This is a genomic window from Gottfriedia acidiceleris (genome assembly GCF_036421055.1).
GTDB lineage: Bacteria > Bacillota > Bacilli > Bacillales > Bacillaceae_G > Gottfriedia > Gottfriedia acidiceleris_C.
The window spans coordinates 174,442-191,442 of record NZ_JAZGQS010000009.1 but is presented as its reverse complement, the minus strand read 5'-3'; the positions used below and the strand labels follow the sequence as shown (position 1 = coordinate 191,442).

Annotated in this window: 16 protein-coding genes and 1 riboswitch; of the genes, 6 read left to right on the top strand and 10 right to left on the bottom strand. The window is 30.0% G+C overall.

The window, feature by feature from the left end; genetic code table 11:
• Positions 1-5: 5 nt before the first annotated feature.
• Both RAH41_RS15515 and ade read right to left on the bottom strand, forming a co-directional pair.
• A complete protein-coding gene (locus RAH41_RS15515; protein ID WP_331223714.1) occupies positions 6-233 on the bottom strand; it encodes a hypothetical protein in 228 nt (75 codons plus the stop codon).
• A gap of 319 nt (positions 234-552) precedes the next feature.
• On the bottom strand, positions 553-2,259 hold the full coding sequence (ade, locus tag RAH41_RS15510) for an adenine deaminase (RefSeq protein WP_331223747.1): 1,707 nt from the start codon (positions 2,257-2,259) through the stop codon (positions 553-555).
• Between the two features lie 47 nt (positions 2,260-2,306).
• A riboswitch (purine riboswitch) is annotated at positions 2,307-2,409 on the bottom strand.
• Positions 2,410-2,647: 238 nt separating this feature from the next.
• On the opposite strand from ade, the gene RAH41_RS15505 reads away from it, so the two are divergent.
• Entirely contained in the window at positions 2,648-3,406 is a 759-nt protein-coding gene (locus RAH41_RS15505; protein ID WP_331223712.1) for a DUF4397 domain-containing protein, read from the top strand.
• A gap of 38 nt (positions 3,407-3,444) precedes the next feature.
• Here RAH41_RS15505 and RAH41_RS15500 read toward each other — a convergent pair whose 3' ends face one another.
• Positions 3,445-4,566 (bottom strand): HAMP domain-containing sensor histidine kinase, encoded by a 1,122-nt coding sequence (locus RAH41_RS15500; RefSeq protein WP_331223710.1) that lies wholly within the window; start codon positions 4,564-4,566, stop codon positions 3,445-3,447.
• A gap of 314 nt (positions 4,567-4,880) precedes the next feature.
• Between RAH41_RS15500 and RAH41_RS15495 the strand changes: the two genes are divergently transcribed.
• Positions 4,881-5,270, top strand: coding sequence for a YueI family protein (locus RAH41_RS15495; protein WP_331223709.1), 390 nt, complete (start codon positions 4,881-4,883; stop codon positions 5,268-5,270).
• Positions 5,271-5,333: 63 nt separating this feature from the next.
• On the opposite strand, the gene RAH41_RS15490 is transcribed toward RAH41_RS15495, so the two are convergent.
• Positions 5,334-6,683: a hemolysin family protein gene (locus RAH41_RS15490; protein ID WP_331223707.1), complete on the bottom strand. Its 1,350-nt coding sequence runs from the start codon at positions 6,681-6,683 to the stop codon at positions 5,334-5,336.
• 476 nt (positions 6,684-7,159) lie between these two features.
• Between RAH41_RS15490 and RAH41_RS15485 the strand changes: the two genes are divergently transcribed.
• The gene (locus RAH41_RS15485) at positions 7,160-7,624 is read left to right on the top strand and encodes a MerR family transcriptional regulator (RefSeq protein ID WP_331223705.1); all 465 of its coding nucleotides are present in this window, start codon (positions 7,160-7,162) and stop codon (positions 7,622-7,624) included.
• Between the two features lie 126 nt (positions 7,625-7,750).
• Positions 7,751-7,942 carry a hypothetical protein gene (locus tag RAH41_RS15480; RefSeq protein WP_331223704.1) on the top strand — a complete coding sequence of 64 codons (192 nt, stop codon included), beginning with the start codon at positions 7,751-7,753 and terminating at the stop codon, positions 7,940-7,942.
• Positions 7,943-7,986: 44 nt separating this feature from the next.
• On the opposite strand, the gene RAH41_RS15475 is transcribed toward RAH41_RS15480, so the two are convergent.
• The 4 genes from RAH41_RS15475 to RAH41_RS15460 all read right to left on the bottom strand — a co-directional run bounded on the left by RAH41_RS15475 (position 7,987) and on the right by RAH41_RS15460 (position 13,368).
• Positions 7,987-8,544, bottom strand: a complete 558-nt coding sequence (locus RAH41_RS15475; protein WP_331223702.1) for a hypothetical protein — start codon at positions 8,542-8,544, stop codon at positions 7,987-7,989.
• A gap of 434 nt (positions 8,545-8,978) precedes the next feature.
• On the bottom strand, positions 8,979-10,850 hold the full coding sequence (locus tag RAH41_RS15470) for a hypothetical protein (protein ID WP_331223700.1): 1,872 nt from the start codon (positions 10,848-10,850) through the stop codon (positions 8,979-8,981).
• On the bottom strand, positions 10,840-12,753 hold the full coding sequence (locus RAH41_RS15465) for a hypothetical protein (RefSeq protein ID WP_331223698.1): 1,914 nt from the start codon (positions 12,751-12,753) through the stop codon (positions 10,840-10,842). Before RAH41_RS15465 ends, RAH41_RS15470 begins: the two co-directional genes overlap by 11 nt.
• Positions 12,754-13,074: 321 nt before the next feature.
• The gene (locus RAH41_RS15460; protein WP_331223696.1) at positions 13,075-13,368 is read right to left on the bottom strand and encodes an N-acetyltransferase family protein; all 294 of its coding nucleotides are present in this window, start codon (positions 13,366-13,368) and stop codon (positions 13,075-13,077) included.
• A 346-nt stretch (positions 13,369-13,714) separates the two neighbouring features.
• On the opposite strand from RAH41_RS15460, the gene RAH41_RS15455 reads away from it, so the two are divergent.
• Positions 13,715-14,200 carry an Hsp20/alpha crystallin family protein gene (locus tag RAH41_RS15455; protein WP_331223694.1) on the top strand — a complete coding sequence of 162 codons (486 nt, stop codon included), beginning with the start codon at positions 13,715-13,717 and terminating at the stop codon, positions 14,198-14,200.
• 148 nt (positions 14,201-14,348) lie between these two features.
• Here the strand turns inward: RAH41_RS15455 and RAH41_RS15450 are convergent, their stop codons facing one another.
• Entirely contained in the window at positions 14,349-14,933 is a 585-nt protein-coding gene (locus RAH41_RS15450; RefSeq protein ID WP_331223693.1) for an SCO family protein, read from the bottom strand.
• Between the two features lie 170 nt (positions 14,934-15,103).
• Here RAH41_RS15450 and RAH41_RS15445 point away from each other — a divergent pair, with 170 nt between their 5' ends.
• Positions 15,104-16,057, top strand: coding sequence for an MBL fold metallo-hydrolase (locus RAH41_RS15445; protein ID WP_331223691.1), 954 nt, complete (start codon positions 15,104-15,106; stop codon positions 16,055-16,057).
• A 44-nt stretch (positions 16,058-16,101) separates the two neighbouring features.
• On the opposite strand, the gene RAH41_RS15440 is transcribed toward RAH41_RS15445, so the two are convergent.
• The gene (locus RAH41_RS15440; RefSeq protein ID WP_331223690.1) at positions 16,102-16,944 is read right to left on the bottom strand and encodes a DegV family protein; all 843 of its coding nucleotides are present in this window, start codon (positions 16,942-16,944) and stop codon (positions 16,102-16,104) included.
• Between the last annotated feature and the right edge of the window lie 57 nt (positions 16,945-17,001).

The window sequence follows — 17,001 nt, the reverse complement described above, 5'->3', positions numbered from 1 at the left end:
CCGTTTTACTCTTCAATCTTTTTAGAAAAAATTTTACCGTTATTCAATTGACACCAGTCCAAATCTGTAGTTTCACTGTATTTTGAGTTAAATTCATCTATCGAAAGGAAAACTTCAATATTACCTTTTTCAAGCTCTAAAAGAAGTGTATATGGAGTTAAACCGTAAACATTCGAAACAGCAATTAATTCACCTATATGTATTTTTTCTGAAAAATCAATTTTATCTTCCATTTCAATCTCTCCTTACCCTTTAGAATTGATCGTCATAAATATACTTTTATATACTGCCCTTAATAAAAATATATCTTAAAAAAATTTAAATTTTTTAGAGTTTAATTAAAATAACCATTCGTACGAGACAATCATCAATTTAAAAAATATATTCAAAATAGTAAAATGACTCAAGTATTTTTCTTGAGTTATTTTATTATTGGCTTTACTAACAGAAATAATTGTATTAGTAGAAATTTTTTTGTTTCTATTATTCCCTTTAATATAATTAACAAAAAAGACTCCAATTGCTAGGAGTCTTCATTTAAAGCTATTTATTTTATTCAATAGGAAAAACCGGAATAAATTTAAATTCATTTACATTAAACAATCCTTTAGTAGTTAGTTTTATACTCGGAATTACAGGCAGCGCTAGAAAAGATAATGTTAAAAATGCGTTAAATGTATTGTTTGGTCTAATTTGGAGTAATGATTTTTCAATTTGATGTAAACCGGCTTCTACTTCTTCTGCAGATTTATTGCTCATTAAACCGCCAATCGGTAATGATAATTTTGCAATAACATTTCCAGACGATACGACTACTATTCCACCGTTCATTTCTTCAATTGTTTTAATTGCAAGATACATATCATGATCATTCATACCGGCAACGATTAATTGGTGTGAATCATGTGCAACAGTTGTAGCGATTGCTCCGTCAATTAGATTTAAACCTTTAACGATTCCTAGACCAATCTCTTTTTCAGAATGATAGCGATCGATTACTGCTAATTTACATAAGTTTTCTGCGACACTTGGAACAAAATGAGTAGATTCAATTGATAAATTTTCAATTAAATGGTTTGTTACGATACTATTCGGATTAATTTCAATTATATTTGCAAGCGTTCTAACACCTGTTTTTAATTCAAGATCTTCAATCTTTAGATCACCTAAGCTTACTTTTGAATCAATTAAATTGGACTTTTCATTTTTATTTAGGTTTCTAATTTGTTTGTTTTCAACGATAAACTCATTTTTACACCAAACATCAGTAACTTCTACTAATTCTAAGTCGTTTAAAAATACAAAGCTTGCTTCATACCCAGGAGCAATTGCACCTTTTTGTTTTAAACCATAGCATGTAGCTGGATTTAATGTTGCCATTGAATAAGCAGTCACCGGGTCAATTCCATATTTGATTGCTGTTCGTATACAAAAATCAATCGAACCTTCTTTCATGATATCATCTAAATGTTTATCATCTGTGCAATACATAATTCGCTGTGCATTTTGATCATTTACTGCAGGTAATAAATCCTTTAGATTTCTTGCAGCGGACCCTTCTCTAAATGCAACATATAACCCTGCTCTTAGTCTTTCCATTACTTCCTGGACATTTGTACATTCATGATCAGTTGAAATACCTGCATATGAATAAGTGTTTATTTCGTTTTTAGATAATCCAGCTAAATGACCATCGATTGGCTTTTGATAAGCGTGAGCTAATTTTAATTTATCGATCATTTGTTTTTCCATCGACATAACTGCAGGATAATCCATTACTTCAGCCAATCCAAGTACTCTCGGATGTGTCATAAAAGGCTCTAAATGTTCTGCATAAAGTATGGCTCCCCCACGCTCTAAAGAGGTTGCAGGTACACAGGACGGTAACATAACTCTAACGTCTAACGGAATATTTTCTGAAGCGTCTAACATCATTTTAATTCCATCCACTCCGGAAACATTTGCGATTTCATGTGGATCGCAAATAACAGTTGTTACTCCATGTGGTAGTACAGTTCTGGCATATTCACTAGGTAAAACCATAGATGATTCAATATGGACGTGGGAATCAATAAAGCCAGGTGATAAATATTTCCCTTCTGCATCTATTACTACATTAGCCTCATAATCACCAATTCCAACGATTATTCCATTTGTAATTGCAATTGAATCTTCAATAATTTCTTTTGTAAAAACATTTACTATTTTGCCATTTATTATTAGAAAATCAGCCTTTTCAGCTTTTGTTGACGATTTCATTTCATGTAAGTTCAAGTTTGTTTCCCCCTAAATATTTAGGAGAGAATATGCTATGTCATATCTCTCGTAGTCAAACTATATCGGCAGCTTGGTAGATACTTTTGGACCGGTTATTTCCAAAATTATACGAGCGTATTAAGAATCTCTTTATTTTTTTGACTCATATTAGAAAAACAAGTTTTACTGAATCATTTAAATGAAAGTGAATGAACTTAATTAGCTACTATTTAATTGTAAAAAACTATATTGATAGTATTCTATTAAATTTTAACTCTAAAAAGCAATAACTATTTTGATGGTTTTAAATATAAAATAATTCATAATATTCCTGTAAATGAATACTATTTTAAATGGGATCGTTGGATGGTAATCATAGGAGGTATGTAGTTTGAACAAAGTCGTACAAAAAAGTCGTATAAGCCCAAATATTTTTAATCATTTTTCATCCTATTCAAAAAAAGAGGACAATTTGTTTCATGTAAATTATAATCGATTTGATTCGTTCCAAAGTCTAATAAATAATCATTCACCAAAAAGTTATAAAAAGGACATTATAATAAAGCAAAATTTAGCTTTTATAAGACTCATTAATGTTTTACCAAAAAAAATAAGAATAGACATATATATTAATCGTACGAAATTTATTTCGAATCTTGCCTTTAAAGAATCAACTCAATATTTAACTTTGCCTTCAGGGTTACACTTTGTTGAAATTTTTAAAACGAATGATCAATCAAAACCAATACATTCAGAACAAATCTCTTTTCTTGCTGAACAAAATTATACGATTGCTGTTGGTCAAAATTTAGACCAAATTTCACTATTTTTATATATGGATAATCATTCCTTGCCTCAAGGAGAAGCTAAAATCAGGTTTATCAATTTATCCCCTAAATCACCTAATCTAGATTTTGCAGTAAAGTCTGGTGAAGGCGACGTTGTGTTTTCAAATGTCCCATACCGAAAAGCCTCAGAATATCTGCCTATATCGCCTATGACTGTTAATTTGGAAATACGATTAACAGGCACAAAAATCATCCTATTTCCCCTTTATAAATCAAAGTTTGAAGAAAATATAGTATATGATTTAATTTCAGTAGGGTGTGTTGAAGAGAAGCCAAAATTTGAAGTAATTATATTATTTTAGATCGTACATTAGAGTATATATAAAATAAAAAACTCGGACTAATCATCCGAGTTTTTTAATGCCTCTTTTGGCAATGTTATGTAAAATGCTGTCCATTCATCGTCAGATAGACATTCAATTTTGCCATCATGTTTTTCAATTATTTGTTTACATACAAATAAGCCAATTCCAGTACCATGATTTTTTGTCGTCACAAATGGTTCAAAAATTGTTCGTATGCTTTCTTCACTAATTTTAGGTCCATTATTTCTGATTTGAATTTCAATCTTATCCTCTTGATCCGAAACTTGATAATGAATCTTTTTTTGACCATCGTTTTCCGCCAACGCATCAATTGAATTCATTAATATATTCAGTAAAACTTGACGAAGTTCATTCCTGAAACCCGGTATGTATATTTTTTGTGAAATTCCTTCTTGTAAAATGACATTCGAATTTACAATACTGGGATATAAGAATTCTGTGATTTCTTTAAATAAATCATTAATTAAAAAAGATTCCACCCTTTGGTCATGATCCTTTTTCGAGACATGAAGAAATTGATCAATTCTAAAATTTAATTGATGCAACTCATGATCTATAATGTCTAAGTATTTTAAATGTGGATGATCTCCTTTAAGTAATTTTACAAAACCAATAATTGATGTAAGTGGATTTCTAAATTCATGAACGAAACTAGCAGACATTTGTCCTAAGATTGTAAGTCTCTCTTTGTGGGTCTCGTCAATGAACTGTTTTTTCTCTTCTATATCTTGTGTAATGAGATACGAATATTCTTTTACTGTAAAATAAATAAACTGGTCAAAAACGTAGTTAATTTTATCAATCAGCGGCTGAAGTAGACTAATACTTTCTTCAAATTCGGATAAATGTTTAAAAAGTTCACTTCTAGCTATATTTGAGTTATACACAAAATCTCCGATGTTAGCACTTGCTTGAGCTCGTTCAAGGGCGATTTTATATGCCAAATCTTTGACTTGATCCTCATTTATTTTTCCCTCAATAAATAATAATGTAAAGTCAATCAATTTAGTTCCATTAATGATAATCTCGGTTTTAAATGGATCATTATCGCTAATTACTGCTTGAGCGACCCAATTCTTTGTTAATGTAGGCATACTTTCCTGTATGAAAGTGCTATACCTACTCTCTATTGACATATCAATAAGGAACACCTCCAATAAAAAATCTATTAATTAAATAGTAACAAATTTTTAAATATTCGTTAAGTAAAAAAATAAAAATTTGTCGAATTTATTACGAAAAAGTAATATTTTTTACAATTTTCTGATTAAATTGTAAATTAAATTTATGAATGTTTCTTACATATCATTCAACAACTGAACTTTTACGATTGTCACTTCGTTCTAGTAATTATAAAACTAAAAGTATACAAAAATGTCAATAATAAGGTGTGTAGAATAGATTAATGTTAGATACAATTAAATTAATAAACTGAAGGTAGGTATTACAGGTGACTGGAAATAAAGTTGAAGATTATTTAATTAAAGGTATCTATGGCGAAAAGCAAATAAAAATTGAAGAACGAAATATTTTTTTAGGAACAATTCGCGAAAGAATTGAAATTGCTTTAACTACAAGTCAAGTGATGGCAAATTCTATTTATCCAATCGTTGAACAATCAATCAATATGAAAAATGTTACATTATTATTAAACGGTACACTTCCCTATAATACAATCTCGAAATATCTTTTAATGGCAAAGAAAAAAAATATTCCCTTTTCACTAGTCAATAATTTACCCGTCCCTACTCCGATTGGGCTTGTCGTTACACATAAAGACGCAGTTGATAAAAATGAAATATTTATTAAAGATGAGCTATATAACTCAACTAATTTTTAACTATTTCGGTATATGAAATTTCTTGCAATGTGGATAAAAGCGCAGCTCAATTGTTTTTACAATTTAAGTTGCGCTTTCTTCTTCAAGTTCAGGTTTTTTAATTGGTTCCCGTGTGAATTCAATTGATTTTATATAATGTCCGTCTAACTTAAGTACTTTAAATGTACAGTTATGATATTTAATCGAATCTCCTTCTTGCACATCAAAATTTTCAGTTAATATCCATCCACCTATTGTATCAACATCTGTATCATCAATGTCCAAGCTAAAAACATCATTAATTTCACTAATTAAAACTTTACCTGCAATGATAAATTTATTTTCGCTTACTTTACTTATATCCTCTTTCTCATCAACATCAAATTCATCTCGAATTTCCCCAACAATTTCTTCTAAAATATCTTCAACTGTTACTAAGCCAGATGTACCTCCGTATTCATCAACTAATATCGACATATGTATATGTTCTCTTTGCATTTTAACAAGTAAATCATGAACCGATATTGATTCAATCACTTGAATGATTGGTCTAATATATTGTTCAAGTGTTTTTACCTCTGCTTCCCCTTTATGAAGAACAAAATCAGTAAAAACATCTTTAAAATTTATTAAACCAACTACATGGTCCTTATCTCCATCGACTACAGGAAAGCGCGTATATTTTTCTGTACTCATAAAGTGAATATTCTCATGAAAAGCTTCACGTAAGTCAATTGCAACCATTTCCGTTCTAGGAACCATTATTTCTTTTGCTACTCGCATATTGAAATCAAATATATTGTTCACATATTTAAATTCAGATTGATTTATTTCGCCACTTTTATAGCTTTCAGAAAGTAGAATTCTTAATTCTTCTTCTGAATGAGCAACTTCATGTTCTGAAGCAGGAGGAAGGCCGAATATTTTTAAGACCATCCTTGCTGAATTATTAAATAACCAAATGAACGGATAGGTAATTTTGTAAAATAGAATCAAAGCCGGTGAAAAGGTTAAAGTAATCTGTTCAGCCTTTTGAATTGCGATTGTTTTAGGTGCTAATTCACCAACTACAACATGAATAAATGTAATGATTCCAAAAGCAAGTAAAAAAGAGATCGTGCCGCTTACAGCAGTAGGTAAATGCAAATCGTCAAGTAATGGATGCAATAATTCATCTACAGCTGGTTCACCTAACCACCCTAATCCTAAACTTGTAACAGTTATACCAAGTTGACAAGCTGAAAGATATTCATCGAGATGTGTTATTACTCGTTTTACAGCTCTTGCTTTTTTATTTCCCTCACCAATTAACTGATCAATTCTAGAACTTCTAATTTTTACGATTGCAAATTCTGATGCAACAAAAAAGGCAGTAAATGCAATTAATACAACAACTAATAATAACTTCGTACCAATTCCAAACAATTGAGTCATCCCTCCAATAGGAAGTGAAGGCCATCTTCGTAATTTATATTTTTAAATTAGGCTTATCTTAGTATATTCAGTTAAATAATTTGTTATCAAAATTTTTTTATTTAGCCATTCTTGAATCAGTATTGAAATGATGTTAGAAATGCTTTGCATTTCTTTCTCTCTTATTACCATTCTTTACCTCATTTCTATATTCCTTCTTCGATTTAGTGTCTTGCATTATATGCTATTTATCTACTTTATATTCTAAAATTAGAAGAATATTTAGCTAAAAACACCTTAAAAGTCCGAGTTTCGATAAAAATCAATACAAAAGGAATTAACTTTACATTTTCAGCCATTTTGAGTCGTTAGAACTTATCTATTCGAAGTATTTTAAGAACTTTTGCCGAGTCAACACTAGTTTTGTCAACCTCAAAGGAATGTACAATTTAATAAAGAATTTTTAATATATAAATTATTTGGAGGAGGAATAGCGTATGTATACAACTTCTCAAGTGGCGGAACAACTGCAATTAACAAATAAAAAAGTATTATTTTTTTTAAAAAAAGGAAATTTAAAAGTAGAGAAAACTCATAATGGATATTTATTTACAGAGGAACAAATCGAACAAATTAAAGAAATTTATGAAGCTTCGATGCAAACAATCGAACCAAAACAAAATGACACTGATCATATTGACATTATAAAAGAATTAACTCAAAAATTAATAAAATTAGAAGAAAAAGTGGAAACAAAAGCAAATGAAGTCGTTTCAGTACAAATTTTGGAACATCGATGTGAAATTGAAGATTTAAAGAAAGTAGTTGTAAAACTTGAAAATCAAGTTGAACAATTAAATGAACAATTGACCTTATTAAAAGCGGATTTAGAGGATCAGAAAAAGATTATTACTTTTAAGCCGAAAAAACGATTTGCAATTTTATCGATATTTGGAGTTTAAATAATCTAAAAACATATTTAAATATTTGCGTGCTTAAAAACGTAGAAGAAAAATTCTTCTACGTTTTTTATACATACTAATTTGAATGTTGGTCAAAAATAAATTCATATGAAAGGAGGAATTACCATGCAAAAAAATGCGCGTCAATATACTCAGGATGCAACTACTGAACTTAAACAAGCAATTGAATGTCTTCAATCTGCATTAGAAACCGTTGAAAAACCGCAAAACCATGAAAGAATCGAACAAGCGCTTCAAGCTTGTCAAACAGCTTATAATCAAACGAATCAGGCTGCAGGTATTCTTGGTCAAGAATAATCTGTAAATTGAAAAACTCAGGATTATCCCTGAGTTTTTCACAATTACTTATCATAAAACATTAATATTTCTTTAAACTCATTTGAATATTTTAATAACTTAATAGCATGTTTAATATCCAATAAAAATGGTACAGCAATAATATCATCACTTATTTCAAAATATTCATCAATCGGTAAAATTTTAAAACCTGCACTTCTAGCAAACATATATAGTCTTTTATTTATTGTACCTATATACCAATCAGCATTAGTATGATTTGCATGATCATAGCACGCTAGTAAAATTTGTTTAAAAAATCCTTTTCCCCTATTTTCCCTAGTAATTAATAATTTACCAATTTCATAGATTTCTTCATTTTGAATGTATTTAATATATTTGTTTTCGGAAAAATTATAATAATATTTATTTTTATTCTCATTTTCAATATTATATTTACTAAACTCGAGGGTACCAATTAACTTTTTATCCGAATTACAAATTCCATAACGAGTAACTTCATTCCTTCTTACTAAGAAAGGTATTTCGTTTTCTTCACAAAAATCTCCCCAAAGCTCGTTAAATAAATTATTCTCTTCTTTTGTATGAATAACACGAAACACTCTCACTCACCCCTAAAATTCCTATATAAATATTCTTATCTTACGTCTATAAAACAACGATTATACCAAATTTTAATATTGCCTCTTTAATTCTATTTAATTATTTTGTTAAAAAAATATTTAATTGGTCTGTTTATATATGGCTCTATTGTATGGTAAAATTTAGCTTTTGGCAACGCTTACACAACTAATTATGTATAATTTGTGAAATCAAAATTATCTCAAAATTAGTTTTTTAGTATAGATTAATAAGCTATTGTAAGTTTTCAACTGAATATTATTTCGTATTTTATACTATAACAATGATTAAAATGTCAAAAACGAATTAAAAAATTATGCCCTATGCCATCGATTGGTAAAGGGCACATATTTGTTTGTTTGACTTTCTAAAAATCAGTTTCAATTACAATGGTACCGCTAAGTTCGATGTAGGATTATTTAAGTTCTTCAAGTGTTCTGTTTATTATTTCTACTAACTCTCTTTCACCTACTAGTTCATAAAAATCCTCACCCTTTTTCTTAGGATAAAACTGAATATAAGTGCCACAACCCGCTTCTAGAACTTTACGATGAACATTACTACCTGGATATAAACAAATTACTTCATTGATCGGTTTTCGCACATATGTCATTTTTCCATTAACACGTTCTACATACTTAAGTCCCCAGTATTTATACATTTGTTCCATTGCTTTTGTATTCCCTACTGGTTGATAAATATTAAACATTGGACTATATTTAATTTCAAAAATGATTGAAGCAACGTATTCTTTATTTTTTTTTCGATAAAAATCTAATCTTATATCCGGTTTTTTCGATTCTTCACCACTAAAAAAATTAGTTCCTTTTAACAGAGAGACTTGTGGACTTCCCTCGATAATTTCGTTGTAAACTAAATTTATTATCCAATTTTTATTTTCAAGAGACACCGATGCTCCATCCATTAGCTCATCGTCTTTTATATGCATTAAAATCTGTTCTGCTAATGGTTCGGAATCATTTTTAAATTTTAGCTTTAAGAAAATATCGCATAACGAGAAAAAGACAAAGTATTCATATAGTAAAAAAGTTGGTTTATATACAGGTAAAAGCATTTGTTTTTTCCCGTATTCCTTTACCTTTTTATCAAACAAACTTAAAGAATGAATAAAATTTAAAAATACTTTCGATGGACTAGTTGGATATTTTGAAGTATCTGTATCCGTCGCTATACGGAAGATTCCAATTGTATATTCTCTAAAATAGACTTCATAAAGTTTCTCCAAAGAATTCGTAATACGTTCTTTTTCTGAAACACTTCTCGTTAATTTTTCTAATTCTAGCTCTTTTAACATTTTTGACTGTCTATACTTGGCTTTTTCTCGATCAGTAATAGAGCCATTCCCAACTACATTTTGCATCATTTTTTCTATATCCTTCACTTGAAAATCGATTTGATCCATTTTATTTCTGTCTTTTACTAATTCATATTTTACGAAGGTTAATAATGTTTCAATTGTAAGTAGAAATTTACGAACTTTATGTTTAGCATATTTTATCTCATCGATATAATTTTCTTCTTGAACTACTGGTTGCATTGTTAAATTAGTTGCATTTGAAATGGCCGGATGCAATAAGGTCCATCTAATTGTATTAAAATCTAATTTTTTGACTTGTCTTTTTAATTCATATTCCTTTTTTTGTTTTCGCTTTAATTTACTTATAAACTGTTGGATTGCAACTAATAGTCTTTCCTCATTTGACTCGATAAATCGAATAATTGGCCAAAAATACATTGTTCCATTTTGCGTAAACGAAGCGGAAGATTTTTTAAAGTATTGCGAGTCATTCATTATTCCATTTATTTGTTGATTTAAAGTTGAATGCATCCACTCTAATTGATCATAATCTAAATTTTTCGGTACTATTTTTATCATTCCATAAAAATGTTGTTCTTGATATATAATACAGAACTCATAATATCCACATCTCCAAGGATAAGCATTCTCTGTTTTACCATGTTCATATATTAATATTTTTCTTTTTTCAGATGTAAAAATAAACTGCTGATCATCTAAGTTTTCTTGTTGAAAATGATAAAGATTATTCCAAACGAACGTAATTTTACCATCAAACTCACCATCGACTTGAAATAAAAATCTTTTTAATTCCTGTATTTCATAGGCAAATAAGTAAGCTTCTTTTGGGTTCATTGTAAGTGCATCAAGAGATATTTTTTCCTCTTTCCCCCTAGTACCGACAAGAATTGCAATCGTAAACGGGAGATAAAGTGGTTCAAAAATTTCTGGACTATTATTAGTTGACATATCCATCAATCTCCAGCTGCTTTCTTTTCTTTTTCAATTCTTTAATAGAATACTCAAAGTCAGAAATTGATCTACCCAAATTAGATTTCATCACCATATTTAGTAACCCTTCCTGCTCGTTTCCATCACCTGTACCAATTAATTCTTCTAAATTAGCAAATAATCCCCTAACTTTCGTTAATACGCGTTGTTTAACAAAAAGATCGATTGCTTCTTTTCGTTCGAACTGAACATGGGAAGGAAGAGTAGGTATGTTAGCTAAATAATTTGATAAATCTTTCATCATACGTGGAGAGATGATTCGCTCACTTAGTGACTGTTCAACTATTTTATTAAACTCATCAAAAAACTTTAATTCATCACTTGTAAGCTCAGATGCACTTAAAGTTTTCTTTGTCCAATTACTATAGTTTTCTGCATTAATATAGATTTGTGGTACAGTTTCATAAATATTTTCATTATTCATCTTTTCTGCATAATTTACGAATGAAGTTGATCTAAGTGAGATTATATTTACACGATCTAACAGTCTTAAAGAAAACTCACTTGACGTTTCATCAAAGTTAACTGTTCCAACAAAAATAATATTATTACCTATTCTTACTTTAGGCTTATAATATTGATTAATGACTACGTTATGATCATGGAATAAAGTAATCACTCTCTTATCCTGAGGCATTTCTAAAATTGAGAGAAATTTACTAAACCAATGTTCAATTTGCGAAAGATTCATTTCATCAAAAATCACCATATACATCCTGTGTGGAAATTGTTCAGCCTCAATCAGTAATTTCGTTAATCCCGTCTCAGAATCGATATAAATCCCAGTAGACGGATTTAAATAGCCTAATAAATCATAGTGTTCGCGATACGATGGCGAAATTGGAACAAATAATAATTCCTTTCCAAATTCAAGCCCTAACGTTTCGCCATATATGCGTGCTAATTGAGATTTCCCAGTACCACTTACCCCACCTAAAATTGTTAGAGCCTGAAATTTACAACAGATATGAAAATTAATAATATCTTTTTTTTCGTATAACAAGCCTTGCTGCAAACAATTTTGATAAAATCGTTCAATAAAAGCATTTTCAGAATCATTACTCCATTCAATAGGAAAAGCTTGTTTCTCAGTAAATTCTTGCGTATAAATAAGTTCTTTGCATTCTTTTTTAAAGTTTTTACACAACTCTTCCCACTGTTTTTCGGGAATAAAATAAATTAAATGATTTAAATGAATGAACGACTTTTTAAGTTCATCTTCATCATAATCTTGAAATGTAACTTCATTTTGTTTTTCTAAATAACTAATATCATTCATCATCGATTTTAAAAACAAATTGCCATATAATCTATTTTCATAAAAGACAAATTCAGGTTGATCAAAGTCATTAAAATATTTTGGCAGATGAATAGGCAAAGAACCTTTTATCAGTCGATTTTCGACCTCTTCACGCTTTCCCTCTCCCCTAAGTTCAATAACAGGCAGAAGATGGTAGAAAGTGTCTCTTTTCCCATCAAAAAACTCAACTAGATCCGCTGTGACTACTTCATTTGCGTATTCAAGGCGAAACATAACTAATTTAGAATCAAAAATCTTTTTTAACCCATCAATAATGTCATCTTTTTTCTTACTTTTAATTAGTGGTTTTATCTTACTTTCATTATTTTTATTTGCAGTTGTCCCTACAAACAAAACATCTTGAGTTGAAAAACTGGCTTTTAACTTTGATGGAATTGGAGATAAGCACTCCACATAAAAACGAATATGATCTTCATCCTCATAGAAAAGTAAATTCTGCTTCTCTTGGTCCACGATTCTTTCTGTAACAATTTTTCCAAGGAATAAAAAGTTGTGAATTTTTTTTGCTAATTTCTGGGTCAATGCGCGTTTTAATTTCAAAGTCATTTCCCCCACTTTCCGACATTTCTCCTACATTTTACGTTCATAGTATAGAAATTATGAATAATACGGCCTTTTTCCATATAAAAACACCCAGGTAGACCTGAGTGTTAAACTTCCCGCCAATTGATCGATTTTCTAATTACTTCGCCTATCTGAGTGCACATTATCATCTAAGGTAACTCCGTTTCTCACAAGTCTTCGGAGCCCTTGAGAGACGAGCGCTTACATTCAATTTGATATCTTTATTTACAAGCTAACACCCAAGTAAAATTGAGTGTTTCCATCGCCTATATAATCTTTTAGAGTTTAGTATTTCAGCTATAGCATTAATTGATAATAGGCAATATCCAACCATTGATTAAATTTCTGGCCTACTTTATAAAAATGACCTACCTTTTTAAATCCCAATTTCTCATATAATCTTTCGCTCACTTCATTTCCGCTAGTAATACAAGAAATATTTGTAGAATGACCTAATTTTTTTGCAGATTCAATCATCTCACTCATTAATGCCTTTGCTAGTCCTTTTTGACGATGATCAGGATGGATATAGATAGATAGTTCAACTGTATGTTTATATGCATCTTTTTCCTTAACTGTGAAAGTGAACAATCCCCAGTTACTTGACTATTTTCTTTAGAAACGATAACTGGATAAAGCTCATTATGGTTGGCAAACCATTTTTTCATTTCTTCTTTTGTTTTTATTTCATATCAAATGTTGCTGTGGTGTTTAGAATCGTATCATTATAAATGGTTACAATTTCTAATACATCTTCTTTTGTTGCAACCTGTATTTCCATTCTTCTTCCTCTTCTAACTTTTTATCTTTCCGTTCATTGTACATGACAAAAACTGATTTTCACCATTTGTTTTAAAAAAATCCTTACACCTAAACATGCACAGTGTTTAGGCTCCTTACATATACTGCGTTAGTCGGAATGATAGGAGGTATGAATATGAGTGAAAAAGAAAAAAACAACGCTCAAGATGAAAAACAAAGTCATTCATCTATTGATCTTCAACATTATTTAAAAAAGGTGGATGATTTAATAGATCAGTCGCCTATTAGAGGTCTATTTGATGAAATTGATAAATTCTTTCATAAACATGGCGTTTTTTCCTCAATCGGTGTAGAGATTATTGAAAACGGTGAGGAATTAATCATTCAGGCAAGTATGCCAGGTGTAAGCAAAGAACAAATTTATATGGACCTTGAAGGAACAATCCTAACAATTGGCTTAAAAACTGATTCGACTACTGAAGTACAAAACGATCAATCAAATTACTCCTATAAAAAATATTCTTATAGCCAATCCCAAAGAGTTGTAAAATTACCTTACCCAATTAATGCAACAACAGCAACTGCAACATACGAAAACGGTATGCTTGTCATAAAAGGTACTAAATTACCTGAATACCAAAAACAAATCTTTTTAGACTAAAAGTAATACTGCATATGACCGACGAAAATATATTCAATTGGAAGTCGGTGTTTTAACTAAAAAACACCATTAACTAAATTCAAATAAAAAAACTGAGTATCTTTTAGAAACTCAGTTTTTTATTAAATCTCTTTACTTAAAGGCAGCTTTATTTCCCTGTCAAAGTTTCAATATCAGATAAAATCTCATCAAATGGCACATTACTTACACCACTATAATCTTTAACGATTTTTCCGTTTTGATCAATTAAATAAAATTTAGTACCATGAATAACTTGTGAATTGTTTTCAGGTTTCTTAACAATCGTTTTAAAATTTTCAGATGCAAATTTTTCAATGTGTTTTTGAGAATATCCAGTTAAGAAATTCCAATTACTAAAATCAGCATTAAATTTATTTGCGAATGTAGTTAATAATTGTGGCGTATCAACTTCAGGATCAATACTAAATGAGATGAAGTCTACATTTAACTTCTTCTCTGCAGCCTTTTGTTGAAGTTTTGCCATATTTGCTGTCATTGGCGGACAAACTGTTTCACAACTTGTAAATATAAAATCTGTTAGCCAGACTTTTCCTTTTAAATTTTTTGTCCCAAAAGCCTTACCGTCCTGGTTAGTGTATGTAAATTTTTCTAGATCCCAATTTAAAGGATTCTCAATTTTATTTCCACAGCCACTTAATAATGCAAGACATAAAATCATTATAAATGTCACAAATACCGAATTTCTCTTCATACTTATCCCCCTATGTTGCATTGTACTTGTCCATTGTATCAAAAACGGATCGGTTCTTTCTAATAATTTAAACTAATTGTCATAGATATTTAAAGTTTTTCAAATGATACTTTTACAAAGTAAAGTTAAACTAAACATATTGATAAAGAATCTTGAAAGGATGACTGATCATGGCAAATAAAAAATATGAAAATTTAGACACAAGTTATCGTAAAACTTTTAAAGATTTTATCAAATGCGGTATTGAAAGAAGTAAGACAAAAAAGGATTATAGTAGTGTCATTCAACAATGTAGTCATAAAAAAATCTCTTATTTAAAAGAAAATCGTGATAAAACAACAGTTACTTGGATTGGACACTCTACTTTTTTAATTCAAATAAAAGGAGTCAATATATTAACTGACCCTGTCTATGCTAATCAAATGGCTTTAAAAAAACGATTGTCAAAACCAGGAATACTTATATCCGAATTACCTCCAATTGACATAATTTGTATTTCTCATGGTCACTATGATCATCTAGATTTTAATACGTTGCGACATTTTCCTAAAAAAACACGGTTTATTTTACCAATCGGCTTAAAACAAAAATTTGTTAATAAAGGCTATAACAATGTCCATGAAATGAAATGGTGGGAGTCAAAAGACTTTTTAGGGATCAATATTTCATTTGTACCTTCTCAGCACTGGACGAAGAGAACTTTATTTGACAGAAATAAGTCACATTGGGGTGGATTTGTATTCAAAACGACCAATGACTGTATATATCACGTAGGTGATAGTGCTTATTTTTCAGGTTTCAAAGAAATCGGTAAAAGATTTAAAATTGATACAGCCATTATTCCAATCGGAGCATATGAACCTGAATGGTTTATGAAACACAACCATATGTCACCTGAAGAAGCTGTTCAAGCGTTTTTAGATGTAAACGCAAAGTTATTTATCCCAATGCATTACGGAACGTTTAAACTGGCAGATGATACTCCTTTTGAGGCTCTCGAGCGATTATGTTCTGAATGGAAAAGGAAAAAAATACAACCCGAAAAGCTAAAAATTTCATTACTTGGTGAAACAATTCACCCCTCAATCGTTGGAAATAAAAAAGAAGAAGCCATTATTTATTAAGCTTCTTCTTTCTTATGTTAAAAATGAAATGTTGAATCTAGAAACTATTCTGCATAAAATACGAAGCCAATCGCACCTTTTCCAGTATGTGTACTAATTACTGGAGTTGTATAACCTGTTTCATCTAATTCTAGGTTCGTTAGCTGTTGTATTGATTTTCTAAGATTTTCTGCAAGTTCTGTAGCATCTGCATGTGCAATTCCTACACCTTTTATCGTTTTTCCTAATGTGTCTTGTTCAAAATATTTAGTTAAAGTTTTTACTACTTGCTGATGGCTACGTACTTTACCAACTGGAGAATAGACTCCTCCTTCAAGTGATGCAATCGGTTTAATATTTAGTAATGACCCAATGAAAGCTTTACCCTTTCCAATTCGTCCACCTTTAACTAAGTTTTCAAGAGTATCTACCATTATATATAAATACGTGCTATTTTTAATTTCCTTAAGACGGTTAACGATGTCTTCTACTGTGTATGCCTCTTTTGCCATTTGTGCTGCCTCAATGACTTGAAAAGCCATTGCTCTTGTAATAAAAGCTGAATCAATTACAGTTACATCACCTTCAACCATCCCTGCCGCTGCACATGCGGTTGAATAAGTACCACTTAAACCACTAGATAAGTGAATTGAAATGACCTTACTTCCATCGGCTGTCAATTTATCAAATGTTTCTACAAATGTTCCTACAGCTGGTTGAGATGTCTTTGGTAATTCAACTGATTGTTGCATTTCATCAATAAATTGCTTTGGAGATATATTAACCCCATCTAAATATGTTCCACCATTTATTTGAATTGTTAAAGGAATGACTGTTATATTTAAATTTTCAATTTCTTCTTTTAATAAGTCGGCTGTTGAGTCAGTTACTATCTTTATGTTTGCCAATCAATTCACATCTTTCTTCTAAAATTCTACAAATTTTGCAAAGCAAATTCATTATAT